Source organism: Rugamonas fusca (assembly GCF_014042365.1).
GTDB lineage: Bacteria > Pseudomonadota > Gammaproteobacteria > Burkholderiales > Burkholderiaceae_D > Rugamonas > Rugamonas fusca.
On sequence record NZ_JACEZS010000004.1, the window covers coordinates 86,528 to 112,919 of the forward strand.

Annotated in this window: 21 protein-coding genes and 1 pseudogene; 9 read left to right on the forward strand and 13 right to left on the reverse strand. The window is 67.8% G+C overall.

Annotated features, from left to right (window positions below; all coding sequences use genetic code 11):
* Nucleotides 1–270: 270 nt before the first annotated feature.
* The 6 genes from H3H36_RS06695 to H3H36_RS06720 all read right to left on the reverse strand — a co-directional run bounded on the left by H3H36_RS06695 (nucleotide 271) and on the right by H3H36_RS06720 (nucleotide 4,817).
* Entirely contained in the window at nucleotides 271–558 is a 288-nt protein-coding gene (locus H3H36_RS06695) for a hypothetical protein (RefSeq protein WP_182152738.1), read from the reverse strand.
* Between the two features lie 172 nt (nucleotides 559–730).
* On the reverse strand, nucleotides 731–1,423 hold the full coding sequence (locus H3H36_RS06700; protein ID WP_182215522.1) for an ABC transporter ATP-binding protein: 693 nt from the start codon (nucleotides 1,421–1,423) through the stop codon (nucleotides 731–733).
* An 11-nt stretch (nucleotides 1,424–1,434) separates the two neighbouring features.
* On the reverse strand, nucleotides 1,435–2,241 hold the full coding sequence (phnE, locus tag H3H36_RS06705) for a phosphonate ABC transporter, permease protein PhnE (RefSeq protein ID WP_182215525.1): 807 nt from the start codon (nucleotides 2,239–2,241) through the stop codon (nucleotides 1,435–1,437).
* Nucleotides 2,238–3,083: a PhnE/PtxC family ABC transporter permease gene (locus H3H36_RS06710; RefSeq protein WP_182215528.1), complete on the reverse strand. Its 846-nt coding sequence runs from the start codon at nucleotides 3,081–3,083 to the stop codon at nucleotides 2,238–2,240. Before H3H36_RS06710 ends, phnE begins: the two co-directional genes overlap by 4 nt.
* Before the next feature lie 3 nt (nucleotides 3,084–3,086).
* Nucleotides 3,087–3,929, reverse strand: a complete 843-nt coding sequence (locus H3H36_RS06715; RefSeq protein ID WP_182215531.1) for a phosphonate ABC transporter ATP-binding protein — start codon at nucleotides 3,927–3,929, stop codon at nucleotides 3,087–3,089.
* A gap of 6 nt (nucleotides 3,930–3,935) precedes the next feature.
* Entirely contained in the window at nucleotides 3,936–4,817 is an 882-nt protein-coding gene (locus H3H36_RS06720) for a putative selenate ABC transporter substrate-binding protein (protein WP_182215534.1), read from the reverse strand.
* A 174-nt stretch (nucleotides 4,818–4,991) separates the two neighbouring features.
* Between H3H36_RS06720 and egtD the strand changes: the two genes are divergently transcribed.
* Together egtD and egtB are read left to right on the forward strand one after the other, a co-directional pair.
* The gene (gene egtD, locus H3H36_RS06725; RefSeq protein WP_182215537.1) at nucleotides 4,992–6,017 is read left to right on the forward strand and encodes an L-histidine N(alpha)-methyltransferase; all 1,026 of its coding nucleotides are present in this window, start codon (nucleotides 4,992–4,994) and stop codon (nucleotides 6,015–6,017) included.
* Nucleotides 6,014–7,294, forward strand: a complete 1,281-nt coding sequence (gene egtB / locus H3H36_RS06730; RefSeq protein WP_182215539.1) for an ergothioneine biosynthesis protein EgtB — start codon at nucleotides 6,014–6,016, stop codon at nucleotides 7,292–7,294. Before egtD ends, egtB begins: the two co-directional genes overlap by 4 nt.
* Here egtB and H3H36_RS27505 read toward each other — a convergent pair whose 3' ends face one another.
* The 3 genes from H3H36_RS27505 to leuA all read right to left on the reverse strand — a co-directional run bounded on the left by H3H36_RS27505 (nucleotide 7,295) and on the right by leuA (nucleotide 12,859).
* Nucleotides 7,295–9,280 carry a methyl-accepting chemotaxis protein gene (locus tag H3H36_RS27505; protein WP_311196593.1) on the reverse strand — a complete coding sequence of 662 codons (1,986 nt, stop codon included), beginning with the start codon at nucleotides 9,278–9,280 and terminating at the stop codon, nucleotides 7,295–7,297.
* 277 nt (nucleotides 9,281–9,557) lie between these two features.
* Entirely contained in the window at nucleotides 9,558–11,036 is a 1,479-nt protein-coding gene (locus tag H3H36_RS06740) for a nitrilase-related carbon-nitrogen hydrolase (protein ID WP_182215541.1), read from the reverse strand.
* Nucleotides 11,037–11,164: 128 nt separating this feature from the next.
* Nucleotides 11,165–12,859 carry a 2-isopropylmalate synthase gene (gene leuA, locus H3H36_RS06745; RefSeq protein WP_182215543.1) on the reverse strand — a complete coding sequence of 565 codons (1,695 nt, stop codon included), beginning with the start codon at nucleotides 12,857–12,859 and terminating at the stop codon, nucleotides 11,165–11,167.
* A gap of 609 nt (nucleotides 12,860–13,468) precedes the next feature.
* On the opposite strand from leuA, the gene H3H36_RS06750 reads away from it, so the two are divergent.
* Nucleotides 13,469–15,436 (forward strand): diguanylate cyclase domain-containing protein, encoded by a 1,968-nt coding sequence (locus H3H36_RS06750; RefSeq protein WP_182215545.1) that lies wholly within the window; start codon nucleotides 13,469–13,471, stop codon nucleotides 15,434–15,436.
* A 40-nt stretch (nucleotides 15,437–15,476) separates the two neighbouring features.
* On the opposite strand, the gene selD is transcribed toward H3H36_RS06750, so the two are convergent.
* On the reverse strand, nucleotides 15,477–16,526 hold the full coding sequence (selD, locus tag H3H36_RS06755) for a selenide, water dikinase SelD (RefSeq protein ID WP_182215547.1): 1,050 nt from the start codon (nucleotides 16,524–16,526) through the stop codon (nucleotides 15,477–15,479).
* A 10-nt stretch (nucleotides 16,527–16,536) separates the two neighbouring features.
* Nucleotides 16,537–17,595 (reverse strand): selenoneine biosynthesis selenosugar synthase SenB, encoded by a 1,059-nt coding sequence (senB, locus tag H3H36_RS06760; RefSeq protein ID WP_182215550.1) that lies wholly within the window; start codon nucleotides 17,593–17,595, stop codon nucleotides 16,537–16,539.
* A gap of 86 nt (nucleotides 17,596–17,681) precedes the next feature.
* Between senB and senA the strand changes: the two genes are divergently transcribed.
* The 3 genes from senA (at nucleotide 17,682) to H3H36_RS06775 (ending at nucleotide 19,827) form a co-directional block, all read left to right on the forward strand.
* Nucleotides 17,682–18,884 (forward strand): selenoneine synthase SenA, encoded by a 1,203-nt coding sequence (gene senA / locus H3H36_RS06765; RefSeq protein ID WP_229219778.1) that lies wholly within the window; start codon nucleotides 17,682–17,684, stop codon nucleotides 18,882–18,884.
* A 156-nt stretch (nucleotides 18,885–19,040) separates the two neighbouring features.
* Entirely contained in the window at nucleotides 19,041–19,586 is a 546-nt protein-coding gene (locus H3H36_RS06770; RefSeq protein WP_182215552.1) for a hypothetical protein, read from the forward strand.
* 40 nt (nucleotides 19,587–19,626) lie between these two features.
* Complete coding sequence (locus H3H36_RS06775) at nucleotides 19,627–19,827, forward strand: hypothetical protein (protein ID WP_182215555.1); 201 nt, start codon at nucleotides 19,627–19,629, stop codon at nucleotides 19,825–19,827.
* A 43-nt stretch (nucleotides 19,828–19,870) separates the two neighbouring features.
* Here H3H36_RS06775 and torT read toward each other — a convergent pair whose 3' ends face one another.
* Complete coding sequence (gene torT / locus H3H36_RS06780) at nucleotides 19,871–21,010, reverse strand: TMAO reductase system periplasmic protein TorT (protein WP_182215558.1); 1,140 nt, start codon at nucleotides 21,008–21,010, stop codon at nucleotides 19,871–19,873.
* A 280-nt stretch (nucleotides 21,011–21,290) separates the two neighbouring features.
* Between torT and H3H36_RS06785 the strand changes: the two genes are divergently transcribed.
* From H3H36_RS06785 to H3H36_RS06795, 3 genes are all read left to right on the forward strand, one after another.
* Nucleotides 21,291–22,586, forward strand: a complete 1,296-nt coding sequence (locus H3H36_RS06785; RefSeq protein WP_182215560.1) for a Xaa-Pro dipeptidase — start codon at nucleotides 21,291–21,293, stop codon at nucleotides 22,584–22,586.
* 113 nt (nucleotides 22,587–22,699) lie between these two features.
* Nucleotides 22,700–23,602: a class I SAM-dependent methyltransferase gene (locus H3H36_RS06790; protein WP_182215562.1), complete on the forward strand. Its 903-nt coding sequence runs from the start codon at nucleotides 22,700–22,702 to the stop codon at nucleotides 23,600–23,602.
* A 116-nt stretch (nucleotides 23,603–23,718) separates the two neighbouring features.
* Entirely contained in the window at nucleotides 23,719–25,071 is a 1,353-nt protein-coding gene (locus tag H3H36_RS06795; RefSeq protein WP_182215564.1) for a hypothetical protein, read from the forward strand.
* 70 nt (nucleotides 25,072–25,141) lie between these two features.
* On the opposite strand, the pseudogene H3H36_RS06800 reads toward H3H36_RS06795, so the two are convergent.
* Nucleotides 25,142–26,353 (reverse strand): annotated as a pseudogene (locus H3H36_RS06800) (malic enzyme-like NAD(P)-binding protein); the annotation flags it as partial.
* Between the last annotated feature and the right edge of the window lie 39 nt (nucleotides 26,354–26,392).

Consider the following 26,392-nt stretch of genomic DNA (forward strand, 5'->3'; position numbering starts at 1 on the left):
TTTCTTACCATGGATGCGTGGCCATGGCAAATGGTGTACGCCTGGCGCAACAAACCGTTAGTTACAAAAGTGGGCCAGTTACATCACTGCGCAGTTAAGGAAGAAAAATGATTCTTGATTACTTTGAAACGTCGTTCAGCGGGGTTTGGGCTGGACGTTGAAAGAATGGTGCGGGTTGACTGCAGGCTGGCTGCAAGTTTTCTCAGTGGCGCAGTTGGGGCGCCGGAAACCGCATGCCGGCGCCTGGCATCGCAAGGACAGCGGGGCTGCTCAGTGCATGGAAGCGGTCGACAATTCCTTCAGTTCTCGGATGCTGATGTCCGATTTCTCGTGCATGCGCAATAAGATGGTGGCCCCGACGGCCAGCTTGCGATGCCGGATCTTGCTGATGATGGGGGGCTGCACTTCAAGTACGCGGCACAGCTCCGCATCGTTCTTCAGGTTCATTTTCTCGATCAGGGTGTCCAGCAGTTTGTTCGGGACAAAGCTGGACGGTTCGAGCGCGCGAGCCCGGTTCATGGCCTCGATCAACTCCAACTTTTTTTGCCGTACGTTCATTTTTGCTCCTCCTTTGCTCAAAAAACGTGGTTGGGTTGGCGTGTCCTCGCTGGCGAGCCATCCCACATTTCGGTTCCGGAATGTGGAACGTGACTCAACATTCTTGATAACCAAGCAAGTTACTTTCAATAATACTACGGAGAGAATTGGATAGGATGATTTGATAAAAAAATTATCTTGTTTTTTGCTCAAACGGGTTGACGATTGTTGTTTCTTGTATGCCCAGTTTAGTTAATTGCAACGTTTTGTCGGCCATGGCGGCCGCGGCGTGGGAGTGGGTGACCATGATGGCGCAGGCGCCGGTCGCCTTGATTTCCTGGCGCAGCAGGGTGAGGATGGTGTCGGCCGTGTCGGGGTCAAGGTTGCCGGTCGGTTCGTCGGCCAGCACCAGCGCCGGCCGGTGCACCAGCGCGCGGGCGATGGCGACCCGCTGCAGTTCGCCGCCCGACAGCTGGTGCGGGAAGTCGGCGCCACGCCCGCCCAGGCCCACCGCTTCCAGCATCTGGCTGGCGCGTCCGCGCGGCAGGCCGTTGAGCAGCAAGGGCAGCGCCACGTTCTGCAGCAGCGTGAGGTGGGGCAGCACGTGGAAGGCCTGGAAGATGAAGCCCATGCGGGCGCGCCGCAGCCGGGTGGCGGCGTCGTCGTCCAGGCCGGCCATGGCCACGCCGTCCACCAGGATGGGCGACGCTTCCGGGCCCGGATCGGGCTGGTCCAGGCCGGCGATCAGGTTCAGCAGGGTGGACTTGCCGACCCCGGAGTCGCCCATGATGGCGACGAACTCGCCGGCGCGGAATTGCCAGCTGAGCTTGTCCAGCACGGGATGGCCGCTGGCGTAGGACTTGGTGAGCTGGCGCAGTTCGAGCATGAGGGCAGGCCTTAACGGGTCAACAGGCGGCGCAGCCCGAAGCTGACGGCGTCCACCAGGCCCACCAGCAGCAGCATGGCGGCGATCACGGTGGCCGCCGGCTGCATCTGGAACAGCGACAGGTGATACTTGAGCATCTGTCCCAGCCCGCCCGCGCCCACCACGCCCAGGATGGCGGCGGCGCGGATATTGTTCTCCCAGCGGTACAGCGTGTAGGACAGCATTTGCGGCAGCGCCTGCGGCAAGGTGGCGTACAGGAACGCGGCCATGGGCGCGGCGCCGTTGGTGCGCAGGCTCGCTTCCGGGTGGGGCGCGGCGTTCTCCAGCGCGTCGGCGAACAGGCGGCCCAGTACGCCCGAGGTGTGCGCGGCCAGCGCCAGCGTGCCGCCGAATGGCCCCAGGCCGGCCGCGATCAGCAGGATCGAGGCCCACACCAGCTCGGGAATCGAGCGCAGCACGTTGAGCAGCGCGCGCACGGGCGCGCGCAGCACGCGGCCGAAGCGGCCCGCGGCGGGCAAGGCCAGCGCCAGCCCGGCGGCCGCGGCCAGCAGCGTGCCGAGGGCCGACATGGCCAGCGTCTCGGCGGCCGCGCCGGCCGTCTTGGTCAGGAAGGGCAGGCCCAGCTCCGGCGGCGCGAAGCCGGCCAGGAATTCGCCCATGCTGGAGATCGCATCCAGCGTGAAGAAGGCGCGCCATTGCAGGGGCAGCGTGGCGAAGCTGGCTGCCACCAGCACGGCCAGCAGCACGGCCAGGATGATGACGGGCCAGGCCGGCGGGGGCGCCGGCGGCATGCCGGCCGGGGTGCGTGGGGTGGTCATGCGAGCCGCCTCCTCAGCATTTTCGAGACCGTGTCGGCGCAGGCCACCAGCAGCACGAAGATGATCAGCATGGACGACACTTCGCCGCCCGACAGCATCTTCATCGATTCATCCATGCGCTGGCCGAGGCCACCGGCGCCCACGAAGCCCATCACGACCGAGCCACGAATCGCGCATTCCCAGCGGTAGAGGGTGTAGGACACCAGTTCCGACGCCGCCTCCGGCAGCGTGCCATACAAGAACGCGGCCAGCCGTCCGCTGCCATTGGCCAGCAGCACGGCGCTGGCGCCGCCGTCGGCCGATTCCAGGATCTCGGCATACACCTTGCCCAGCATGCCGCAATAGGTGAGGGCGATGGCCAGCACGCCGGCCGTGGGGCCCAGGCCGATGATGCGCACGAACAGCAGCGCCCACACCAGTTCCGGCACGCTGCGCAGCAGCACCAGCAGCCAGCGCGCCAGCTGGCGCAGCATGGCCGAGGGCGGGCGCATGCGGCCCGTGCCCAGGCGCGAGATCGACAGCTTGTCCGTCACCAGCAGCGCGGCGGGGATGGCGCCCAGCAGGGCCAGCGCCAGGCCCGAGGTGGCGATGGCCACCGTCTGCCACGTCTCGTGCACCAGCATGGCGAGGAATTCGGGACTGTGGGCGGGCGGCAGGAAGCCGGCCAGGAAGTGGCCCGTCGCTGCCAGGCTTTGCCAGTCGAGCAGCACGAATGGCTTGAATTCGCTGGCCACAACCATGGGCCACAGCAGGGCCAGGGCCAGCACGGCCAGGATCACGCGGCCGCGCCAGGCGGGATCGGGATGGCGCGTGGCGCCACTGGTTGGGAGTGTCGCTTGCATGGCTCAGAAACAGGCGCCCACGGCCACGCGCGAGGTGGGCGCGGCGGCCGCCGGCGTGCTGGCGGCGGGCAGTTCGCCCTGGTACAGCGCCGTCACCATTTCCGCCGTCACTTGCTCGCGCGGCAGGTCGAACACGATGCGGCCGTCGCGCAGCGCGACGATGCGGGGAAAATGGGCCAGCGCCAGGTCCACCTGGTGCAGGCTGCAAATCAGCGTGGCGTTGCGCTGGGCCGCTTCCTGGCGCAGCGTGGCCACGGTCAGTTCGGACAGCGCCGGATCCAGCGCCGACAGCGGTTCATCCACCAGCAGCGCCTGTGCCGACGACAGCAGCAGGCGCGCCAGTCCGCAGCGCTGGCGTTCGCCGCCGGAGAGGCGGTCCACGCGCGCATACAACTTGTCGCCCAGGTTGAAGCGGGCCAGCGCCTGCCAGGCCGCCTCGGGATCGGCCGGCTTGACCAGCGACACGAGCGCGCGCCACAAGCTCCATTGCGGCAGGCGCGCCGCCAGCACGGCCGTCACCACGCGCTGGCGCGGCGGCAGCGGCGGCGTTTGCGGCGCCAGGAACAGGCGCGCGCGTAGCCGGTGGCGCTGGGCTTCGGGCAGCGCCCACGGATCCTGGCCGAAGGCCTGGAACACCCCGTCGGCCGGACGGTGGGCGCAGGCCAGCACGGCCAGCAGCGTGGTCTTGCCGGCGCCGGAGGGGCCGATCACGGCCACCTGCTCGCCTTGCGCCACCGTCAGCGAAATGTCGCGCAGGGCCGGCGCTTGGGCGGCGGCCAGGTGGCGCACCGTCAGGTGCTCGAGACGGTAGGTCGGGCCGGCGCCGGTCGTGCTGCTATCTTGCATCGCCGCTTACTTCTTCAGCAGGCCCGCGTTGACGGCGGCCGCCTCGATGGCGGTGTAGTTCTCGGCCTTGGTGGGGATGAACTTGGAAGCGCGCTGCAGGTCCAGGATGGCCTTGTCCTGCGGGTTCTTCGGGTCCAGTGCGAGGAAGGCGTCGGTCAGCTTCTTCTTCAGGGCCGGGTTCATGTCGGTGCGCACGCTCCAGTTGTAGTCGTAGTAGCCGGGCGTGGTGTAGAACACGCGCACCACGGCCGGATCGACCTTGTGCTCGGCCACCAGCTTTTCCCACACCGAGATGTTGAGCGCGCCCGCGTCCACCTTGCCGCCGGCCACGGCCGCGACGGTGGCGTCATGGGCGCCGGAGAAGGCGATGCGCTTCAGGTCCGTGTCCGGATTGACCTTGGCGGCCAGCAGGTAGGAGCGTGGCATCAGGTGGCCCGAGGTGGACGATTCGGAGCCGAAGCTCAGCGTGTGGCCCTTCAAGTCCTCGAGCTTGTGGATGTCGTTCTTGGTGGTGATGAACACGGAGTGGAATTGCTCATCCTCGGCACGCTGCACCAGCGGCGTGACCTGGTTCTTGCTGCGCTCCTTGGCCTGCACGAAGGTGAAACCGCCGAACCACACCATGTCGATCTTCTTGTTGATCAGGCCTTCGACCGAGGCCGCGTAGTCCGTCACGGGCGTGAACTCGACCTTCATGCCGATCTTCTTCTCCAGGTATTCGCCCAGCGGCTTGAACTTGCGTTGCAGTTCGGTCGGCGCCTCGTCCGGGATGGCCGACACGCGGAACACCTGGCTCTGCGCCTGGCTCAGTGGAGCGGCCAGCAGCAGGGCGGCGCTCAAGGCGGCGGTCAGCGCGGATTTGAAGGTGTGCAGGGCGGAGGTGGTCATGGTGGGTATGCCTTTCTTGTTGGTGTAGTTATCCGATTGCTATCGCAGCGTGGCGCCGCGTCTTGGATATTCAGCTATGATATCAAACTGTTACCCGAAGCAGTGGCCGGCGTGGCCTTTGCAGCGACTGCGCCGGCAGGCAAGACCGTCCTCCACCCAACGAACGAGTCCACTATGCTGATGCCCCGTACCCCGGCGATGCGCATTGTTTCGCCCGCACCCCGCAACGCCTGTGCCGACGCCGCTGGCGGCCAGCGCCCGGCCCATGGCGCGCCCGCCACGCTGGCCGAGATCACGGCCGGCCTGCTGGCGCCGTCGGCCGCCGTGTCGCCCAAGTTCTTCTACGACAGCCTGGGCTCGCGCCTGTTCGAGGCCATCTGCGAACTGCCCGAATACTATCCGACCCGCACCGAGGCCGCCATCTTCGCCCGCCACGGCAGCGACATCGCCCGCGCCGTGGGCACCGGCTGCACGCTGATCGATCTGGGCGCGGGCAATTGCGCCAAGGCCGCCGCGCTGTTCCCGCTGCTGCAACCGGCGCAGTACGTGCCGGTCGATATCTCGCGCGACTTCCTGGCCGACGCCGTGCGCGGCCTGCAGCAGCGTTTCCCGGAAATCGGCATGCTGGCGCTGGGCCTGGATTTCTCGCAAGGCTGCGAACTGCCCGACAGCGTGCGCCACGCCCGGCGGCTGTTCTTCTATCCAGGTTCGTCAATTGGCAATTTCGGGCCGGACGAGGCGCAGCGCTTCCTGCGCGGCCTGCGCGACAGCGCGGGCGAGCAGGGCGGCCTGCTGATCGGCGTGGACCTGGTCAAGGACACGGCCCTGCTGGACGCCGCCTACGACGACGCGCTGGGCGTGACGGCCGCCTTCAACCTGAACCTGCTGAACCACCTGAATCACCTCGTGGGCGCCGATTTCGATGTGCGCCACTGGCTGCACCGCGCCTTCTTCAACGAACAGGCCAGCCGCATCGAAATGCACCTGGAAGCGCGCCACGCGCTGAGCGTGCGTTGGCAGGGCGGCGAGCGCCACTTCGGCGCGGGCGAACGCATCCACACCGAATACAGCTACAAGTACACGCGCGCCGGCTTCGTGGCGCTGCTGGAACGGGCTGGCTTCGAGGCGGCCCGCATCTGGACCGATCCCGATGGCTGGTTCGCCGTGATCCACGCCCGCGCCGCCGGTGTCAACCCATGAGCATGCACCAGCCCCCGCAACTGGCCGGCGTCCCGGCCTTGTGGCGCGCCCGTTACGAAACCGTGCGGCATCGCACGCTGGCGCTGGCCGAACCGCTGTCGGACGAGGATTGCGGCGCACAGTCGATGCCCGACGCGAGTCCCATCAAATGGCATCTGGCCCACACCACGTGGTTCTTCGAAACCTTCATCCTCGAGCGCATGGAGGACGGTTTCGCGCCGTTCCATCCGGCGTTCCGGGTGCTGTTCAATTCCTACTACAACGGGGTGGGCGAGAAGCATCCGCGTGCGCAGCGCGGCCTGCTCACGCGGCCGTCGATGGCGCAGGTACGCGCGTACCGGGCAGACGTGGACCGCCGCATCGCGCGGCTGGCCGACAGCGTGCGCGATGCGGCGCAAGCGCGGGAACTGGGTGCGCTGCTCACGCTGGGCATGCAGCACGAACAGCAGCACCAGGAGTTGATGCTGACGGACGTGAAGCACCTGCTGGCGCAGAACCCGCTGCTGCCCGCTTACCTGGAGGGCGCGCTGGCCGGCGCCGCGCCGGTTGCGCCGCCGGCATGGCTGGCCTTTGACGGGGGCCTGGTGGACATCGGCCACGATGGCGAGGGCTTCAGTTTCGACAATGAGCTGCCGCGCCACAAGCAATGCGTGGCCCCGTTCGCGCTGGCCTCGCGGCTGGTGACCAATGGCGAATACCTGGCCTTCATCGAGGCGGGCGGTTACGACGATCCCGCCCTGTGGCTGGCCGAAGGCTGGGACTGGGTGCGCGCCAACGGCTTGCGCCATCCCCTGTACTGGCGGCGTGGCGACGGCGGGGGCGACTGGCGCGAATTCACCTTGCACGGCGCGCAGCCGCTGGACCTGGCGCGGCCCGTCACGCACGTGTCGCTGTTCGAGGCGGACGCCTATGCCCATTGGGCGGGCGCACGCTTGCCTACGGAAGGAGAGTGGGAACTGGCCGCCCGCGCGGCCGAGGTGGAAACCGGGTGGCTGCATCCGGCTGGCCTGGCCGCAGGCCATGACGGGCAGGCGCTGGCCCAGCTGTTTGGCCACTGCTGGCAATGGACCAGCAGCAGCTATGCGCCGTATCCCGGCTACCGCGCCGCACCGGGCGCGCTGGGCGAATACAACGGCAAGTTCATGGTCAACCAGTACGTGCTGCGCGGCTCCTCGTGCGCCACGCCGGCCGGCCATGCGCGCGCCAGCTACCGCAATTTCTTCCCGGCCGGCGCGCGCTGGCAGTTCACGGGCATCCGCCTGGCGCGCCAGCCGTAATCAGGCCGCCAGTTTCAGGCGCTGCTGCTGTTGTTTTTCGCGTGCGGCCTTGGGGCCGTCCGCATAGCCCAGCTTGAACACGCTGACGGCCGATTGCAGTTCGCGCGCCTGCTGGTTCAGCGACTTGGCCACGGCCGCTTCCTCTTCCACCATGGTGGCGTTCTGCTGGGTGACCGTGTCCAGATGGGTGACGGCTTCGGTGATCTGTTCGATGCCGATCGCCTGTTCGCTGCTGGCCGTGCTGATCTCGCCCACGATGTGGTTCACGCGCGAGATGCTGCCGATGATTTCATCCATCGTGGCCCCGGCCTGCTGCACCAGCCTGGCGCCGGCGCTGGATTGTTCGGACGAGGCGTCGATCAGGGTCTTGATCTCCTTGGCGGCCGCCGCCGAGCGGTGCGCCAGGTTGCGCACTTCCGTCGCCACCACGGCAAAGCCGCGGCCCTGCTCGCCGGCACGGGCCGCTTCCACGGCCGCGTTCAGCGCCAGGATGTTGGTCTGGAAGGCGATGCCGTCGATGATGCCGATGATGTTGGTGATCTCGCGGCCCGAAGCGTTGATCGATTCCATGGTTTCCACCACCTGCGCCACCACGGTGCCGCCGCGCACGGCCACGTCCGAGGCCGACGCGGCCAGCGTGTTGGCCTGGCGCGCGCTCTCCGCGTTCTGGTGCACGGTCGATGCCAGTTGTTCCAGCGCCGATGCGGTCTGTTCCAGCGCGCTCGCTTCCGATTCCGTGCGGCTCGACAGGTCGGCGTTGTCGGTCGCCATCTGGGTCGAGGCGCTGACGATGGCGTCGCTGCCGGCGCGCACGGTGCCGACGATGGCGGTGAGGCTGGCCACCATCGCGTGCAGCGCGCGCATCAGCTGGCCGGCCTCATCTTCCGAGTGGGCGTCGAAGTCCACGGTCAGGTCGCCCTGGGCCACGCGGTGCGCCGCTTGCACGGCATCGGCCAGCGGCACGGTGACGGACTTGATGATGGCCACGCAGGTGAACGTCGCCAGCACGGCCAGCGCCAGCATGCCGGCCAGGGCTTCGTAGCGCACGGCGGTCAGGTGCGCCAGGCGCGCGTCGAGGCGGCTGCGCACCAGGTCGAGCGCGGCATCGTTCAGCTTGAGCTGGCTGTCGATGGCGTTGGTGAGCTGGCCAAAATAGTCGGCCGGCGTCAGCGTCAGTTGCTCGGCCTGTACGATCTGTTGTTCGACCATCTGCAGCACGGTGCGCCCCGTCGCCTGGCTCGTTTCCTGCAGCGCGTCCAGCTGCGCCTTGATGGCGGCGTCGCCGTCGCTGGCCTTGCGCAGCGAATTGGCGGCGCCGTCATACAGCTCGCCGATGCCGGCGGCCATGGCGGCGATGGTGATGCGGTCTTCCGGCGTGGCCGCCCTGGCGGCCAGCACGGCCGAACCCTTGGCGCGCAGGCGGCCCAGCGCCTCGGTCAGCGTAGGTGACTTGATCAGGGCCGAGTCGATCAGGTAGAAGGTCTCGAACTGCGGGTCCAGGCTGAGCTTGTAGTAGTCCACCAGCGCTTCGTTAAAGCGCATCAGGCGGCCGATCAGGGCGCTGTGATGGGCGAAGCTTTCCTTGCCACTCAGGGCGCCCTGTTCCACGCGCGCCGTCAGCGCGCCGAGCTCGTCGCGCACCTTGGCGTAGCGCTCGAACAGGGCCGGGTCGCCCTCCTTGAGCAGGCCATCGGCCGCGGCCAAGGCCTGCGCCAGTTCCTGCTGCTTGGCGCGGCGGCGGTCGGCGGCGCTGGCATCACCACCGAGCACGATGGCCGACAGGCCGCGATGCTGCTGCGCCAGCTTGATGGCGGTCATGGTGGCGCGGATCGGGGCGATGCCCTGGGCTTCCTGGCGCGCCACGCTCACTTCCTGGCCCGATTGGACGATGTAGAGCAGCAGGGGGATGGCCACCAGCACGGCACATAGCAGTGACAGGACCAGGAATTTTTGCCAGAGCAGCAGGCGTCGCAGGATCAGGTTCATGTTGGACTCGTTTCTATTCGATGAGCTAGGGGATGCGGAGCAATCGGATCGTTGCGTCAATTTGGTGCAGAGCGCCGCGAAATGACCACTCTGGTGCACGTCAGCGTCACACTATAGTGCGCTGCAGCAAAAATCTGCATGATCCAGGACAATTTATGCATGAATTGGGCCAGCTATCCCCTATGGAAGTGATCCCGGGTGTGGTAGGCGCGCACGCACAGGCACGATTGTGGTGCAAATGTCCATATTGCCTCGCCGTGGCGGCGCGGCGGATCGTTCAGGTGGCGACGGCGGCCCGCGTGGCTGCGAGCGACGGGCGGCGCCGGCTCAGTACGACGAGCGCGGCGGCGATGGCCGTGCACAACCAGCCGAACGCGTCGCCGGTGCGGGTGTATAGCGTGGCCAGTTGCGGGCCGGCCTGCACCGTGGCCAGCAGGGATGCGCCCGGCAGGGGCGCGCTGTCGCGCTGCGCCAGTACGCGGCCGTAGGGATCGTGTACAGACAGCAGTCCTTCGCGCGCGGCGCGCACCACCGTGTAGCCGTTCTCGACGCCGCGCAAGGCCGTCATGGCGGCCGTCAGGTGACGGTCGGCGCCGAAATCCCAGGCCGGCACCAGCATCACGTCCGCACCGCGCACGCCGTAGGCGCGGCCGAACACGCCAAAATGCATGTCCTTGCAGATGGCCACGCCGTAGCGCAGCGCGCCCACGTTCTGCAGCGTGTAGTCGCTGCCGGGCTGATAGTCCCGTTCCGGCGGCGCCAGGAAGTGCTTCTGGTAGGTCGGCGGCGATTCTCCCTGGGGCGCCAGCAGCCAGGCCAGGTTCTGGCGGTGCTGGCCATCGTCGGTGCCCACGCCGGCCTCGATCCAGACGCCCAGCCGCGCGGCCAGCGCCGCCAGCCGCTGGCGCTGCTGCGCCGCCTGCGCGGGCGACAGCATGGCGATTTTTTCCGGCAGTACGATGAAGCGCGCGCCTTGCCGGGCCAGTGCTTCGGCCTGCTGTTCGTAGCGTTGCCAGATCGATGCGGCATAGGTGGCGCTGGCTTGCGGGCCGATGGCGTCATCGATGGCGGCCAGGCCGAATGTGGTCTGTTGGCCTTCCAGCGGCGCCTGCAGGCGCAGCACACCGTAGGCCAGCGCGGCGGCCACGGGCAGCGCGGCCGCGGCGGCGGCGCGCCAGGCGTGGCGCAGCGCGGTGCCGCGTGCCACCAGCAGCGCCAGCGCGGACGCCGGCAGCGACAGCACGAAGATCAGGCCCGCCGCGCCGGCCAGCGCGCTCACCTGCAAGGCGGGCAGGAAAACGGCCTGGGTGTAGGCCAGGCTGTTCCAGTTCCCGTCCGGCAGCAGGTTGGCCATCAACGTATCGGCGCCGGCCCACAGCAGGGGATAGGCGAACACACTCCACCAGCGCGGATAGCGCAGCACGATGCGCCGTGTCGCCATGATGATGGCCATCCACAGCAGCGACAGCAGCAGCACGATCAGCGCTGCGCCGGCAACGCCGACGACGGAATACAGGTAGGGCAGGTTGGGCGCGAAACCGGCCAGCGCGGCCACCAGTGTGGTCCAGCGGGCCGCACCCGCGCGCGAGCGCAGCGCCACGGCCAGCAAGGGGGCGGGGGCCAGCCAAGCCATCCACCACACGGGCTCCAGCCCGAGCGCGAAGTGCAGCAGCGCACCCAAAGCGACGGCCAGTGCCAGCCGCTGCCAGGGCGACAGCTCAAGGAAGGGGATAGCGGAGAATTCGGTCGGTTTCACGAATCGCACTCCTGGCTAAAAGTGCAGTGTAGTGCAATCCGCGATTAGTTATCATATTTTCCACTTTTTTGGGCGGAAAACGTTGCGCGCAAACGACTGGCGGTTGCGCGCAACGGCATGCGCGGGTGTCAGGCCGCCACAGTCGCCGGCGTGGCGCCAGCCTTGGCCTGCTTGAGCTGGCGGTTGACGGCGCTCAGCACGGCCTTGAACGAGGCCGTGACGATGTTGCTGTCGATGCCGGCGCCGAACAGGGTGGGGCCGTTATCGAGGCGCAGTTCCACGTAGCAGGCCGCCTTGGCGTTGGCGCCCGAGCCGATCGCGTGCTCGTGGTAGTCCATCAGCTTGATGTCCAGGCCCAGCGCGTCGACGAAAGCGTCGATCGGGCCGTTGCCGCCACCTTGCAGGGCCAGCGGCGCCTGGTTGTGGAGCACGGCGATGTCGATCTGCACCGGCTCGTCGCTGCTCGTGTCCTCCACCATGCGGTGCGCGCTGTAGGCGTAGGGCGCGTTCTGCTCCAGGTATTCGCGGCTGAAGATCTCGTGGATACCGCTGGCCGTGATCTCCAGGCCGGTGGCGTCGGCCACGGCCTGCACGGCGCGCGAGAACTCGATCTGCAGGCGGCGCGGCAGCACCAGGCCGTAGTCCTGTTCCAGCAAATAGGCCATGCCGCCCTTGCCGGACTGGCTGTTGACGCGAATCACGGCGTCGTAGCTGCGGCCCAGGTCGGCCGGGTCGATCGGCAGGTAGGGGATTTCCCACAGCGCGCCCGGCTGCTGCTGGGCGAAGCCTTTCTTGATGGCGTCCTGGTGCGAACCGGAGAAGGCCGTGAACACCAGGTCGCCCACGTAGGGGTGGCGCGGGTGCACGGGCAGCTGGTTGCACTCCTCCACGCACTGGCGCACTTCGTCGATGTCGGAAAAGTCCAGGCCAGGATGGACGCCCTGGGTGTACAGGTTCAGCGCCAGCGTCACCAGGTCCACGTTGCCGGTGCGTTCGCCATTGCCGAACAAACAGCCTTCGACGCGGTCGGCGCCGGCCATCACGGCCAGTTCGGCCGAGGCCACGGCGGTGCCGCGGTCATTGTGCGGGTGTACGCTGATGATCAGCGAATCGCGGCGTGCCAGCTTGCGCGACATCCATTCGATCTGGTCCGCGTACACATTGGGCGTGCTGCATTCGACCGTCGAGGGCAGGTTGACGATCATCTTGTTCTGCGGAGTCGGTTCCCAGATGGCGCTCACCGCGTCCACGATGTGCTTGGAAAAATCGAGCTCCGTGGTGGAGAACGATTCGGGCGTGTATTCGAACACCCATTCCGTCTGCGGATGCCGGGCCACCAGTTCTTTCACGAGGCGGGTGCCGGTGGTGGCGATGTTGGTGATCTGCTCGCGCGACATGCCGAACACCACCTTGCGGAATACGGGCGCCACCGAGTTGTACAGGTGGACCACGGCGCGGCGCGCGCCGGCCACCGACTCCACCGTGCGGCGGATCAGTTCATCGCGCGACTGGGTCAGCACGATGATGGTCACGTCTTCGGGGATGCGGTTCTCGTCGACCAGCTTGCGCACGAAGTCGAAGTCGGTCTGCGAGGCGGACGGGAAGCCCACTTCGATTTCCTTGAGGCCGATCTTGCACAGCAGTTCAAAGAAGCGCAGCTTTTTCTCGGCGCTCATGGGCTCGATCAGGGCCTGGTTACCGTCGCGCAGGTCGGTGCTCATCCAGATTGGCGGCTTGGTGATCACGTTGTTCGGCCACTGGCGGTCGGACAATTGGACGGGCGGGAAGGCGCGGTATTTCGCAGCTGGGTTCTGCAACATCATGGGGTACTCCTGGCATCTTGAATTGGAAAGCCGCTACGGGCGGCGCGGGTGGCGATGGGCTGGCAGGCGGCCACAGGGTACTAGGCCTGGCAACCGATCGGTAGCAATAGCAGCAGGCGCGACAGGGCGTGCACGCCCAGCGGCAGCGCGGCGAAGGCGCTGGTGCTGGTGGATACGCGGTGGGCCATGGTGGACATCGGTGCAAGCTTTCCTGGGTTCGAAGATCCGTGCGGCTGGTGGCCGGCGGAGTGTTACGACTACTTGATTGGGTGCGTTCTGGTGCGGGTGAACGCGGGGCGAAGTACAGATTAAACGCGTGCGGATTAAGCGCGTGCGGATAGGTGCGCCGCCAGGGATAGGGCGGCCGGCAGGAAAGAGGATAGGTGCAGATGCGCGGTCATGCCTTCAATGTAAAGGCTGGCGCGCGCCCTTGTCAAGCAAAATGATGGGGGCTGTGGCGCCACGTCGCGCGCCGCGCCCTGGCCCAGCCGGCGCCCGCCTGTGGTGCCGCCAACACGGCGCGGGCCGCGCCGGCGTTGCCGCGCCGGTGGCGCCATGTACAATGTGTCGTAAACAAATCCTGTCTGATTCCACCGGAGTTTCCCGCACATGACCATGGGCTTGCCCCGCCTGGCGCCGCGCTCGGCCGACGTACTGACCCAGGAGGGAGCGGCCGCCCGGTTGCGCGTGGCCGATACCAGCGACCGTTTCGTGCGCCACTTCGTCGACGCATGGATCGTGTTTGGTGCGGCGTTTTGGCTAGGCCTTTACCTGACGGCGCCCGGCACGCAATATCCGGGCATGTTGATGGTGGCGGCCGGCGTGCTGGCCAAGGGCACGGTGCTGTTTGGTCGCACCGCCCTGGCGCGCTACCTGATCGTCTGCCTGTGGACCGTGTTTGTGCTGTTCTTACCAATGCTGTTGAACGGCGTGCGCACCCCGGTGCTGTTGATCGTGGCGCCGTTGCTGATGATGACGGGCTGGCTGCTGGGCCGGCGCGTGCTGGTGGCGTTGACGGCGCTGTTCATGTGCGGAGTGGTGGTGTACTGGCTGGCCGAGACGCGCGGCTGGCTGGTGTTGACAGTGCCGCTGCGCCCGCCCGGCGTGTGGGCCGTGGTGCATGTGGTCGTGATCGGCTTCACCGGCTTCATGGTGTGGTTCTTTGTCGCCAGCCATGAGGCCAACTACGGCATCGAGATGGATTTGCAGAACCGCCTGGCGGCCGCGCTGGGCCGTGCGGAAAAGGCCAACCAGGAACTGGCGGCCGTACTGCGCTTTAACGAGACCATCGTGCAGTGCTCGCCCGTGCCGATCGGTGTGTACGCGGCCGATGGCCGCTGCGTCGAGGCCAACGAAGCCTACGCCCGGATGGTGGGCACCAGCCGCGCCAGGCTGATGGCGTACAACTTCCACCAGATCGACAAGTGGCGCGAATCGGGCCTGCTGGAGCAAGCCCTGGCGTCGCTGGAAGATGGCCAGCCGCGCCGGCTCGAAGGCGCCGTGCTGACGGCGTTTGGCCGCGCCATCAGCGGCGAGTGCCACATCATGGTCACCGAACTCAATGGCGAGCGCCACTTGCTGGTGCAGTTCCTCGACCTGACCGAGCGCCACGAGATGGAAGAGCGCTTGCGCGACGCGCTCGAAGCGAGCCAGCGCGTGCAGCAGGAATTGCGCGACGCGCGCGGCGCGGCCGAATCGGTCAACCGCGAACTGCGTTCCGTCCTCAAGTTCAACGCCTCCATCCTGCTCAATTCCCCGCTGCCCATGCGCGTGTTCGCGGCCGATGGCCGCTGCATCGAAGCCAATGACGCCTTCGCCCGCCTGATCGGGGTCACGCGCGAGCAGTTGCTGGGTCAGGGCGCGTATGAGGTCAGCCGCTGGCACGTGGCGGCGCTGGTGGACGATTGCCGCCAGGCGCTGGCGACCAACAGCGTGCAGCGGCGCGAGGTGCAGGTGGGCACCAGCCAGGGACGCGATATCTGGCTCGAATCGCGCATCGTGCCGGTGGAGGCGGAGGGCGGCAGCCATTTGCTGGCCCAGTTCGTGGACATGACGGAGCGCAAGCGGCTGGAGCAGGAGCTGCGCATGATGGCCTTCTACGACGCGCTGACCCAGCTGCCCAACCGGCGCCTGCTGCTGGACCGGCTCAAGCAGGCCATCCTGGTGAGCCAGCGCCACACCAGCTACGCGGCCATCCTGTTCATGGACCTGAACAAATTCAAGCTGCTCAACGACACCCACGGCCACGACGCCGGCGACCAGTTGCTGGTGAAGGTGGCGCGGCGCCTGCGCGCGCTGGTGCGCCAGGCCGACACGGTGGCCCGCCTGGGCGGCGACGAATTCGTGGTGCTGGTCGAGGAGCTCGGTGGCGACGCCGTGGCCGCGCACCATCACGTGGAGGCGCTGGCGGAAAAGATCAGCCGCATCCTGAACCAGGAATACCAGCTGGGCGATTTGTACTACAGCTGCACCATCAGCATCGGCTGGCGGCTGTTCTGCGGCGACCAGAGCGATCCGGACGAAATCCTCAAGCACGCCGATTCGGCCATGTACCTGGCCAAGCGCAACGCGGCCTGAGCGGCCGGGCCGCGGCGGCCCGGCGCGCGGCGATGCGAACTTACGCGGCCACTTGCACGCGCGGCGCGCCGGCCACCATCTCGCCGATCACGGCCGCCTCGCCAAAGCCTTCGCGGCGGAACAGGGCCAGCACCTCGTCCACGCTGGACGGATCGCACGACACCAGCAGGCCGCCCGACGTTTGCGGGTCCGTCAGCAGCATGTGCTGGGCCTGGGTGATGGAGGGCGACAGTTGCACCTCCTTGCCATAGGCATCCCAGTTGCGGCCCGAGGCGCCCGTGAAGTAGCCGTCGTGCGCCAGTTGCTCCACGCCCGGCAGCAGCGGCACCTGCGCCATGTTCAGCTGCGCCGTCAGGCCCGCGCCACGGCAGATTTCCAGCAGGTGGCCCAGCAGGCCAAAGCCGGTGACGTCCGTCAGCGCGTGCACGCCGGCCAGTTCCGACAGCGCCTTGCCCGGCTTATTGAGCTTGGTGGTGTTGGCGATCATGGCCGCATAGCCGGCCGCGTCCAGCTTGTCCTTCTTCAGCGCGGCCGACAGCACGCCCACGCCCAGCGGCTTGCCCAGCACCAGCACGTCGCCGGCGCGCGCGTCCGCGTTGCGCTTGACCTTGGACGGATGCACCAGGCCCATCACCACCAGGCCGTAGATCGGTTCCACCGAGTCGATCGTGTGGCCGCCCGCGATGGGGATGCCCGCCTCGGCGCAAATGGCTTCGCCGCCCTTGATGATCTGGCCGATGGTTTCCAGCGGCAGTTTGTTGACCGGCATGCCCACCAGGGCCAGCGCCATGATGGGCGTGCCGCCCATGGCGTACACGTCGGAGATGGCGTTGGTGGCGGCGATGCGGCCAAAGTCGAACGGATCGTCGACGATGGGCATGAAGAAGTCGGTGGTGGCGATCAGGGCCTGCTCGTCATTGAGCTTGTAGACGGCCGCGTCGTCGGCCGTCTCGATGCCCACCATCAGTTCCTTGGGAACGGGGAAGCCGGACGAGTTTTTCAGGATTTCCGACAGCACGCCGGGCGCGATCTTGCAGCCGCAGCCGCCGCCATGGGAAAAGGAGGTGAGTTTGATGGGAGCGTCGCTCATGGTGTTTTCCTCAGAGTGGTGCGGCCGCCGTCGAGGCGGCCGTGGTGGTATGGGGTTGCAGCAGATTATCCACTAACTCGAGCAGGGCTGCCTGCTCGGCCGCCGGCGTGAACAGGGCGGCGCGCGCCGCGCATTGCGCCTGCAGGCGGGCGTAAAAGGCCGGATCGGCCGCGCAGCGCTCGATCAGGGCCGCCAGCGCGCCGTCGTCGCCGGGCGCGAAGTAGCCGGCGTAGTCGTCGCCCAGCATGCCGCGGTTGCCGCCGATGTCGCTGGCCAGCACCGGCACGCCGCTGGTGACGGCTTCGATGATGACGTTGGCGCCGCCTTCCATGCGCGAAGTGATGGCCATCAGGAAGCTGCGCTTGAGGCGCTGGCGGGTGGCCGCATGGGGCAGGGCGCCCAGCCAGCGGTAGCGCGGATGGTCGCGCGCCGTGGCCTCGGCCAGCTGGCCCAGCGCCGGCTCGAGCGCGCCGCCGATGTGCAGCAGCCGCACCCGCGCGTCGCGCACGCGCGCGGCCGCGCGCATGAAGGTGGCCGGATCTTTCTCCTCGCGCAGGTGGCCCACCATGCACACGTCCAGGTGGCGGCGCGGCCCGCTGGCGGGACGCAGCGTGTCGGCCGACTGGTAGATCACGCTGGCCTTGGCGCGCAGCGGCGGCGGCAGTTCGGCCAGGCCGGCCGGCTGCAGCACCACCAGCGCGCGGGCCTGGCGCAGCGAAGCCTGGGCGCTGGCGTCGCAGGCGATGTCGCGATACAGGTCGGTGCCGGTCAACAGCAGGATGGTGGGGCGCTCGGGGCAGGCGTGCACATAGGCGTCCAGCGAGGCGGCCGAGCGGCGCGCATGGAGGGCGATCAGCAGGTCGGGCCGCGTGTGCCGGCCGGGCCAGCTGGCCCGGTTGCCGGCCGGTGCGCCCGGCGTGGCGGCGGCGTCGGGCGCGGGCCACTGTTGCGCGATCGTCACGCGGTAGCGCGTGCGCAGGAAGCGGGCCCAGCGCCTGGCGCTTTGCCAGTTACCGTTGTTGGCCTTGGCCGAGGCCGGGCTGATGATCCAGATGTGGGGTCGCTTCACTGCCGCCTGTCGTCATGTGTGGACGCCGTTCGCCGCCGCTTGATCGCGCGCCGGTCTTTCGGCGCAAAAGCCGCTACAATCGAACGATGAGTGCTATCCATGTTTCGTTCCGCCACGCCCGCCCGATGCAACTGGCCGAGGCGCTCCATTCAGCGCGTGATTATACGCTGCGCCTGTTCGACTGTTTCGCCGCCGCCGGACTGGATGCGCCGGCGCGCGTGCCGCAACTGGTCACCGTCAATCCGCCCTTGTGGGAGCTGGGCCACACGGCCTGGTTCGCCGAATGGTTCATCCTGCGCGAAGCGGCGTCCAGCCATCCGGCCGACGCGCTGTACAACTCGCTGCTCACGCGCGGCGACGACTGGTTCGATTCGAACACGGTGCCGCACCGCAGCCGCTGGAACCTGGACCTGCCCAGCACGGGCGCGCTCAAGACCTATTGCCATGAAGTGCTGGACCGCGTGCTCGATAAACTGTCGCGCGAGCCGAACACGGATGCGGCCCTGTATCCGTACCGGCTGGCGCTGGCGCACGAGGACATGCATGGCGAAGCCTTGCTGTACACCTTGCAGACGCTGGGCCTGGCCGCGCCGGCCCAGCTCACGCACGACGAGCAGACCCTGTTCGTGCCGTCCGGGATCAGTTTCCCCGGCGGCACCATCCAGCTGGGCAGCAGCCCGGATGGCGGCTTTGTGTTTGACAACGAGCGCGCGGCGCACCCGGTCCGCGTGGCGCCATTCACGATCGACAGCACGCTGGTCAGCAATGCCCAGTTTGCCGATTTCGTGGCCGATGGCGGCTACGACAACCGCCAGTACTGGAGCGCGGCCGGCAGCGCGTGGCTGATGCGCCAGGAACGCTGCGCGCCCCGTTACTGGCAGCGCGACGGTGCACAGTGGCGCACCATGCGCTTTGGCCAGTTGCACACGCTGGCCGGCGCCGAGCCGGTGCGCCACATCAGCCTGTACGAGGCGCAAGCCTATTGCGCCTGGGCCGGGCGCCGCCTGCCCACCGAGGCCGAGTGGGAATACGCGGCCCTGTCGGGCCACCCCGCGTTCCGCTGGGGCCAGCTGTGGGAGTGGACGGCTTCGCCGTTCGAACCGTATCCGGGCTTCCAGGCCGACCGCTACCGCGAATATTCGGCGCCGTGGTTTGGCACCCACCAGACGTTGCGCGGCGCATCGTTCGCTACGCCGGAGCGGCTGGGATCGGCCAAGTTCCGCAATTTCTACCGCCCCGAACGGGATGACATTTTCGCCGGCCTGCGCACCTGCGCCTGGCCTGGCTGAGCGTCCGGGCGGCGCCGGCGCCGTCCCCGCATCGCCAGTGTTTGCTGGAAAGAATGTTATGTTAATATTGCCTAATTGGCATGATGGCGCCATCGAAGGCGCCTGCTTGCCCACGCGGACAATGTGCGACAGGGGAGATGCAGGAAGATGAACGCAATGCTAGCCAGACGCGCCATGGGCGCGCTGTTTTTTTCCTTCTTCGGGACGGCCTGGCTGCTGCTGTGGAGCCAGCGCGCGTGGCAGGGGCCGTTGCTGCTCGACGCCGTGATCGCCGTGCTGGGCCTGGCGCTGTCGTTCCACTGCCTGCGTCTCTACCGGGCCAACAAGGCGGGCCTGGACGCGCTGGCCGACACGCCGGCCAGCCGGCGCACGCGGCGCCTGTTTAACCTCATCAATGCCGCGCAGTGGCTGCTGATCCTGGTCGGCGGCAATGTGCTGGCCAACGTGGGCCTGGCCGCGTGGGTGATGCCGGCCGCCGTGGCCATCATCGGCTTGCACTTCGTGCCGCTGGCGCGGCTGTTCGCCTACCCGCCGCATTATGCGACCGGGGCGGCGCTGGTGCTGGTGGCGCTGGTGCTGCCGCTGTCGGCCCATGCGCCCGATACGCCGGCCGTGCCCCTGGGCGCTGGCCTGGTGTTGTGGGCCAGCGCCTTGTGGAGCGTGTCTTACGGCGCCGCGCGGCCGCTGGCATCGCCTGTCTGACGACCGTCTTGCCTTGCATTCCCTGAACGAAAGAAGTGAAATGAATACCCTGACCGACTTGTCGCCTATCCTGATTCCCGTCGTCGCCCTGCTGATTCCCATCGTCGGCATCATCGCGTCGACGATCCTGAAGCTCACCCGCCTGCATTTGCTGCATGAAACCGTGCGCACGCTGAGCGCCAACGGGACGCCGATTCCGCCCGAGCTCCTCGGTGAACTCGTCGGCAAGAAGCCCTTGTGACCAGGGATCACGTGGCCGCAACGGCCGGCGCACGCGCGCCGCGTCAGTTCCTGGCCGGATCGTAGGACAGCGTGGCCTTGTAGCCGTCCGGCGCGATCGAGGTGTCGAACGGGTAGCTGGCGAAGTTGAGCTGGTCCACCAGTCCCAGCTTGATCAGGATGGTGTGCGGCAGTTCCTTGTTGCGCCCTTCGAGCGCGCTGACGGCCGCGTTGATGGCCACCCGCGCCTGGCTCACGCCCTTGGTGTCGGCCGCCGCGTAGATCGCCTTGTTGTGGATCAGGCGCGCGATATCGTCCGTCAGGTCATAGGCGACGATGCGGATCCTGCCGCCCAGGCCCGCATCCTTGACCGGCTGCACGGCCGCCGGCGCGCAGCCGGTGCAGCCGATCAGGTAATCGAGCTTGTCGCCATACTTGGCCAGCATCTGCCTGGCCAGCTTGGTCTGGCCCTTGAAGTCGCTGTCGCCGTAGCGGATGTCGATGATGTTGACCTGGATGGGCGCCTGCTGCGCCCCGATGCGGCTGCCATCGACCTCGCCCTTGACCCAGCCCGCCCCCATGGGGCCGGGCAGCAGGCCGACGTTGACCGACTTCATGCCGCGCCGCTGGGCATCGCGCACCACCCAACCCATCGCTTCCAGGCCCATGTCGCGCAACGAGGTGGTGACCTTGATGGTCAAGTCGTCGCTGCGGCTGTCGTTGGCCAGTTCGAACACGGGAATGCCGGCCGCGCGCGCCTTGGCGATCGAGGCGTTGTTGGCCGTCATGCCGATCGGCGACAGCACGATGGCGTCGTATCTGGCGGCGATGGCCTGGTCCATCTGGCGCAACTGGCCCGCCAGGTCGTCGTAGCCGTCGGCCGCCAGGATGTCGACCGCCACCCCCAGCCGGTGCGCCTCGCTGATCACGCCGTAGCTGCAGCCGACCCAGTACGGGTCTTTCAGGTGCGGAAACAGGAAGGCGATGCGCCAGTGCTTGCTGGCGCGCGCCGTCATCGGGTAGTGGCCGTCCACCACGCGCCCGCTGGCGATGGCGTCATCGGCCGTGCCATTGGCTTGCAAGGGACGGAAGATGGACAGCACCGGGATGGGCGCGAACTTCGCCGCCGGCGCCGCTGGCGCCGTCTGCGCGCCGGCCGCGGCCATGCAAAGCGCCAGTGCGCCCAGCGCGGTCAAGTCTCGCATGCGTGGAATGAGCATCCTGTGATTGGTCTTCCGTATCGGCCGGTTATGTTCCTGATTGCAATTCTACCTGCTGCGGATGCAAATGAACGCAAGGTTCTTGCGCGGGATTGTTGCAGCAAGGATACAAGCCGGGCCCCGGCACCCAGGCCCGACGGAGCGCCACGCGAGGGCGGCCGGAATGCGACCTGCAGCCATAACGATTCTGCTATCCTTTCCGCCGGGGAAGTTTTTCGATCAAAAACAGGCACCCCCGGCCTTTGACCAAGAAAGAGCGCAACCCATGAAATTCAAGCATCTCGTCGTCACCGCCACCGCCCTGGGCGCCATCAGCGCGGCCGCGTTATCGTTCGCCGCGGCCGCGCCGGCCAAGGTGCTGGCCATCCGCGCCGGCAAACTGGTGGACGTGGTGGCCGGCACCGTGCTGGCCGACCAGACCATCATCGTCACGGGCGAGCGCATCACGGCCGTTGGCCCCACGGCCAGCGCCACCGTGCCGGCCGGGGCCGAGCTGATCGACCTGTCGGGCCAGACCGTGCTGCCGGGCCTGATCGACATGCATACCCACCTGACGGCCGACCCCATGCAAAGCGGCTACGCGGCGCTGGGCGTGTCCGACATCCGCGCCGCGCTGTTCGGCGCGCGCGCGGCCCGCGTGACGCTGGAGGCGGGCTTCACCACCGTGCGCAACGTGGGCGCCAGCGGCTTTGGCGACGTGGCGCTGCGCGACGCCATCAACGATGGCGACGTGCTCGGCCCGCGCATGCGCACGGCCGGCTACGCGATCGGCATCAAGGGCGGCCACTGCGACAACAACCTGCTGCCGCCCGACATGAACGTGACCGACCGTGGCGTGGCCGACGGCCCGTGGGAGGCGCGCGCCAAGGTGCGCGAGATGGCCAAGTATGGCGCCGACGTGATCAAGATCTGCGCCTCGGGCGGCGTGCTGTCCAAGGGCGATGAGCCGGGCGCCCAGCAGTACACGCTGGAGGAGATGCAAGCGATCGTCGACGAGGCCCATAAGCTGGGCCGCAAGGTAGCTGCCCACGCGCACGGCGCCAGCAGCATCCGCGCCGCCATCACGGCTGGCGTCGATTCGGTGGAGCACGCCAGCCTGATCGACGAGCAGGGCATGCGCCTGGCCCGCGAGAAGGGCACCTACCTGGTGATGGATATCTACGACGACGACTTCATCCTGCAGGAAGGCGCCAGGGCCGGCATGCTGGCCGAGTCGATCGACAAGGAGCGGGCGCTGGGCCAATTGCAGCGCGATAACTTCCGCAAGGCCTTCAAGGCCGGCGACAAGATGGCCTTCGGCACGGACGCCGGCGTTTATCCGCACGGCGACAACGCGCGCCAGTTCGCCTACATGGTGCAGTACGGGATGACGCCGATGCAGGCGATCCAGTCGGCCACGGTGCAGGCGGCCGACCTGCTGGGCTGGAAGGACAGGGTGGGCGCCATCGCCGCTGGCAAGTTCGCCGACATCATCGCCGTCAAGGGCGATCCGCTGGCCAATGTGGCCGAACTGACCCATGTGTCGTTCGTGATGAAGGGCGGCGCCATCATCCGCCGCTGAGCGGCGTTGGCCGATGGCGCGCGCGCCAGGCGTGCGGTTTGCCGCGCCGCCGGCCGTCCGCGCTAAAATGGCCACCTTGACAGGCCACCTTCTGGTGCGGAAAGCGGAACGGCATGGAGCGTATCCTTTCATCGCTGGCGAGTACGGAAAGCATCCTGCGGCTGGGCCTGCCCAGCCGTTCCGCCTTGCTGGTGGCCACGCTGCGTGCGGCCCACCAGTTGCTCGACCATCCCCCCGTGTTCGCCGATCCCCTGGCCCTGCCCATCCTGGGGCCGGAACTGGAGGCCCAGTTGCGGGCCCACCTGCCGCGCTACGCCCACGGCCCGGCGCGCCAGTTGCGCGGCGCCACGGCCGTGCGCAGCCGCCTGGCCGAGGAGGAGCTGGCCGCCGCCGTCGCCTGCGGCGTGACGCAATACGTGGTGCTCGGCGCAGGGCTGGACACCTACGCCTACCGTTGCCATGGCGCGCCGCTGCGGGTGTTCGAGGTGGACCATCCGGCCACCCAGCAGTGGAAGCGGGCGCAATTGCGCCACGCCGGCATCGTCGCGCCGGATTCGCTGACCTTCGTACCATTCGACTTCGAGCGTGACACGCTGGACGCGGCGCTGGCCGCCGCCGGCTGCCGGCTCGACCTGCCCATATTCCTGTCCTGGCTGGGCGTGACCTTGTACCTGAGCGACGACGCCGTGTTCGACACGCTGCGCGTGGTGGCGGGCCTGCCGTCCGGCAGCGCCATCGTGTTCGACTATGGCGTGGTGCCGGAGCTGCTGGACCTGTTCGACCGCCTGGGCATGGCCTATTTCGCCGGCAAGTTCGAGGCGGCCGGCGAGCCGTGGAAGTCGCTGTTCGCGCCGGCCGTGCTGCAAAGCGAGCTGCGGGCGCTGGGCTTTGGCGCCGTGTCCGACTACGCGGCCGACGCGCTGCGCACCCACTACCTGGGCGGGCGCGGCGACGGCTGGCACCTGGGCGGCGCCATGCGGCTGGTGGTGGCGCGCACGGGCACGCGCGCGGCCTGAGGTGGTTTTTTGGTCGCCAGGCCACGGCGATGGCTCGCCAGGCCATGTCGCTGGCCGTTGGCGCACGTTGTCATCCCCTATACTCATTCCTTCATCACATCATGCCGGGATTTCGTATGCGCCACCGCTCCAAGTTCACCTTTGCCGCCCTGCTGGCGGCGCTGACGCTGACTGGCTGCGGCGGTGGCGGCGGCAGTGGCACCAGCGTGGCGGCCGGCACCGTGGTCGATACGGGCGGCGACAAGGCCACCGTGGCCATCACGGTCAGCGCCCAGCAGGAGGTGCGGGCCGCATCGTCCGATCCGGGCCAGCCGTCCGGTGTGCCGCTGAGCCGGATGCGCGAAGCCGTCGTGGTGGGTGACCATATCCTGCTGCGCTCCGATTCGGCCGCCACCATCCAGGTCGACCGCGACCTGATCCACCCCGGCACCCGCGTCAGCATGCTTGACGCGCAGGGCAAGTTCGTCTCCACCCATGATTACGGCAATACCCTGGCCGCCAACTACCTGGGCGAATGGGCCATGCTGCCCATGGCCGGCGGCGTGGTGATGGTGCAGACGGGCGCCGGCTCCAAGCTGTTCCGGCTCGACAGCCAGGGCGCCATGACCGGCCCGGCATCCGGCATCGACCTGTACGCCGTGCAGCCCGTCGATTCGCCGCTGCCCACCGTGGTGGCCAGCGCCGCCGCCGTCGATGGCGACGGCTTCTGGTACGCCACCACGCTGGTCGAACGGCCCATCCCCAACAGCGAGAAGAACGCCATCTACAGCATGATGCTGGTCAAGCTCGACGCCAACGGCAAGGAGATGACGCCGCCGTTCAAGCTGACCATGTCGACCAAGTTCATGCAACCGCGCATGGTGTCGTCCGGCGGTGCCGTGCTGGTGACGTGGCTCGACGCCGGCACCCCCATGCAGGCGTACTGGCCTTATGGCGGCGCGCGGCCCGTCGTGCATTCGGTGACGGGCACCGGCGGCGGCGCGCCGGACCTGCTGCCGGTGGCCATGGCCAGCACGGGCAAAGTGGGGATGCTGTGGAATTACAAGGTGGGCATGACCAGCAACCTGCTGGGCGTGGCCTTGAACGACAATGGCAATCCCATCATCGACACGGGACGCGCCGACCTGACGCAGGAAACGTTGTCGGCAAAATGGAATTACACGCGCCGCGATCGGGTCACCTTCGACGCGCGCACGGCGGCCAATGGCGCGCTGCTGATCGCCGACGTGGTCAAGGGACGGCTCAACGCCAGCGACCCGCTGGGCGACTTGCTGCTGCTGGCCGATTACAGCTATGGCGCCGCACCGGTGTCGTCGGCCACCATGAACGTGGAATGGGTGCGGCGCGATCCGTCCGCCGCGCCGCTGGGGCAGGCGCCCATCCTGCGCCAGATGCTGTTCGCCGACCACGCCGTGCTGCTGATCGGCGACGAAACCCATCTGGAAACGGCGACCGTCACCCGCCATTGAGCAGGGCGGCGGGGCGCGGGCCAGCAGGCGTGCCCGCGCCCGCGCGCCGTTACAGCAGCGAGGCGGCCAGGTCTTCCAGGTCGGCCGCGTATTCGCTCTCGTCGAGACGCTTGCGGGCCACGCCGCTGCGCAGGGCGGCGGCCGCGATTTTCGGCGTCACACCGCTCAGCAGGCGCGGGTCCAGCAGGCCGGGCACCACGTAATCCTTGCCGAAGCGGGCGTCGCCGCGCGCCATCTCGGCCAGCGCCATCACGCAGGCCCGTTTCATTTCCTGGTTGATGGTGGAGGCGCCGCAGTCGAGCGCCGCGCGGAACAGGTAGGGGAAGCACAACGCGTTGTTGATCTGGTTCGGATAATCCGAGCGGCCGGTGGCGATGATGGCGTCCGGCGCCACTTCGCGCACCAGTTCGGGCCGCAGTTCCGGTTCCGGATTGGCCAGCGTGAACACGATGGGCGACTTGCCCATCTTTTCCACGTCCAGCGGCGACAGCACGCCGGGGCCGGACACGCCCAGGAACACGTCGGCGCCGGCCATCACGTCCGACAGCGTGCGCGCCGAGGTGGCTTGTGCCCAGGCGGCCTTTTCGCCGTCCAGGTCACGGGCCGTGGTCAGCACGCCCTTGCTGTCGCACACAAAAATGTGCTCGCGCCTGGCGCCCAGGTCCACCAGCAGTTCCAGGCAGGCGATGGCTGCCGCGCCCGCACCCGAGCACACGATTTTGGCCGTGGCCAGTTCGCGCCCCGTCAGGGTCAGCGCGTTGAGCGTGCCGGCCGCCACCACGATGGCCGTGCCGTGCTGGTCGTCATGGAACACGGGGATGGCCAGCCGCTCGCGCAGCTTGCGCTCGATGTAAAAGCACTCGGGCGCCTTGATGTCTTCCAGGTTGATGCCGCCGAAAGTGGGATGGAGCGCGGCGATGATGTCAACCAGCTTGTCCGGATCGCGTTCGTCGATCTCGATGTCGAAGGCATCGATGCCGGCGAATTTCTTGAACAGCACCACTTTGCCTTCCATGACGGGCTTGCCGGCCAGCGCGCCGATGTTGCCCAGGCCAAGCACGGCGCTGCCGTTGGTGATCACGCCCACCAGGTTGCCCTTGGCGGTGTAGTCGTAGGCCTTGGCCGGATCGCGCTCGATCTCCAGGCAGGGCGCGGCCACGCCGGGCGAATAGGCCAGCGCCAGGTCGTCCTGGGTGCTGACGCTCTTGGTCACTTCGATGGCGATCTTGCCGGCGCCGCCAGCCTTGTGATAAGCCAGCGCTTTTTGTTCCATGGTGCTCATTGCTGTCGGTCTCCGTGTATGGAAAAAAAAGCGTCGGGG

Excerpts from the sequence above, each read along its gene's own strand:
- H3H36_RS06720 (WP_182215534.1), bottom strand. The coding sequence starts at position 4,817 with ATGACCACCTCCGCCCTGCACACCTTCAAATCCGCGCTGACCGCCGCC.
- H3H36_RS06700 (WP_182215522.1), bottom strand. The coding sequence starts at position 1,423 with ATGCTCGAACTGCGCCAGCTCACCAAGTCCTACGCCAGCGGCCATCCC.
- torT (WP_182215558.1), bottom strand. The coding sequence starts at position 21,010 with ATGCGAGACTTGACCGCGCTGGGCGCACTGGCGCTTTGCATGGCCGCG.
- egtD (WP_182215537.1), top strand. The coding sequence starts at position 4,992 with ATGCTGATGCCCCGTACCCCGGCGATGCGCATTGTTTCGCCCGCACCC.
- H3H36_RS06785 (WP_182215560.1), top strand. The coding sequence starts at position 21,291 with ATGAAATTCAAGCATCTCGTCGTCACCGCCACCGCCCTGGGCGCCATC.
- egtB (WP_182215539.1), top strand. The coding sequence starts at position 6,014 with ATGAGCATGCACCAGCCCCCGCAACTGGCCGGCGTCCCGGCCTTGTGG.
- H3H36_RS06770 (WP_182215552.1), top strand. The coding sequence starts at position 19,041 with ATGCTAGCCAGACGCGCCATGGGCGCGCTGTTTTTTTCCTTCTTCGGG.
- senA (WP_229219778.1), top strand. The coding sequence starts at position 17,682 with ATGAGTGCTATCCATGTTTCGTTCCGCCACGCCCGCCCGATGCAACTG.
- H3H36_RS06790 (WP_182215562.1), top strand. The coding sequence starts at position 22,700 with ATGGAGCGTATCCTTTCATCGCTGGCGAGTACGGAAAGCATCCTGCGG.
- H3H36_RS06710 (WP_182215528.1), bottom strand. The coding sequence starts at position 3,083 with ATGCAAGCGACACTCCCAACCAGTGGCGCCACGCGCCATCCCGATCCC.
- H3H36_RS06715 (WP_182215531.1), bottom strand. The coding sequence starts at position 3,929 with ATGCAAGATAGCAGCACGACCGGCGCCGGCCCGACCTACCGTCTCGAG.
- H3H36_RS06795 (WP_182215564.1), top strand. The coding sequence starts at position 23,719 with ATGCGCCACCGCTCCAAGTTCACCTTTGCCGCCCTGCTGGCGGCGCTG.
- H3H36_RS06695 (WP_182152738.1), bottom strand. The coding sequence starts at position 558 with ATGAACGTACGGCAAAAAAAGTTGGAGTTGATCGAGGCCATGAACCGG.
- H3H36_RS27505 (WP_311196593.1), bottom strand. The coding sequence starts at position 9,280 with ATGAACCTGATCCTGCGACGCCTGCTGCTCTGGCAAAAATTCCTGGTC.
- selD (WP_182215547.1), bottom strand. The coding sequence starts at position 16,526 with ATGAGCGACGCTCCCATCAAACTCACCTCCTTTTCCCATGGCGGCGGC.
- leuA (WP_182215543.1), bottom strand. The coding sequence starts at position 12,859 with ATGATGTTGCAGAACCCAGCTGCGAAATACCGCGCCTTCCCGCCCGTC.
- H3H36_RS06750 (WP_182215545.1), top strand. The coding sequence starts at position 13,469 with ATGACCATGGGCTTGCCCCGCCTGGCGCCGCGCTCGGCCGACGTACTG.
- phnE (WP_182215525.1), bottom strand. The coding sequence starts at position 2,241 with ATGACCACCCCACGCACCCCGGCCGGCATGCCGCCGGCGCCCCCGCCG.
- H3H36_RS06775 (WP_182215555.1), top strand. The coding sequence starts at position 19,627 with ATGAATACCCTGACCGACTTGTCGCCTATCCTGATTCCCGTCGTCGCC.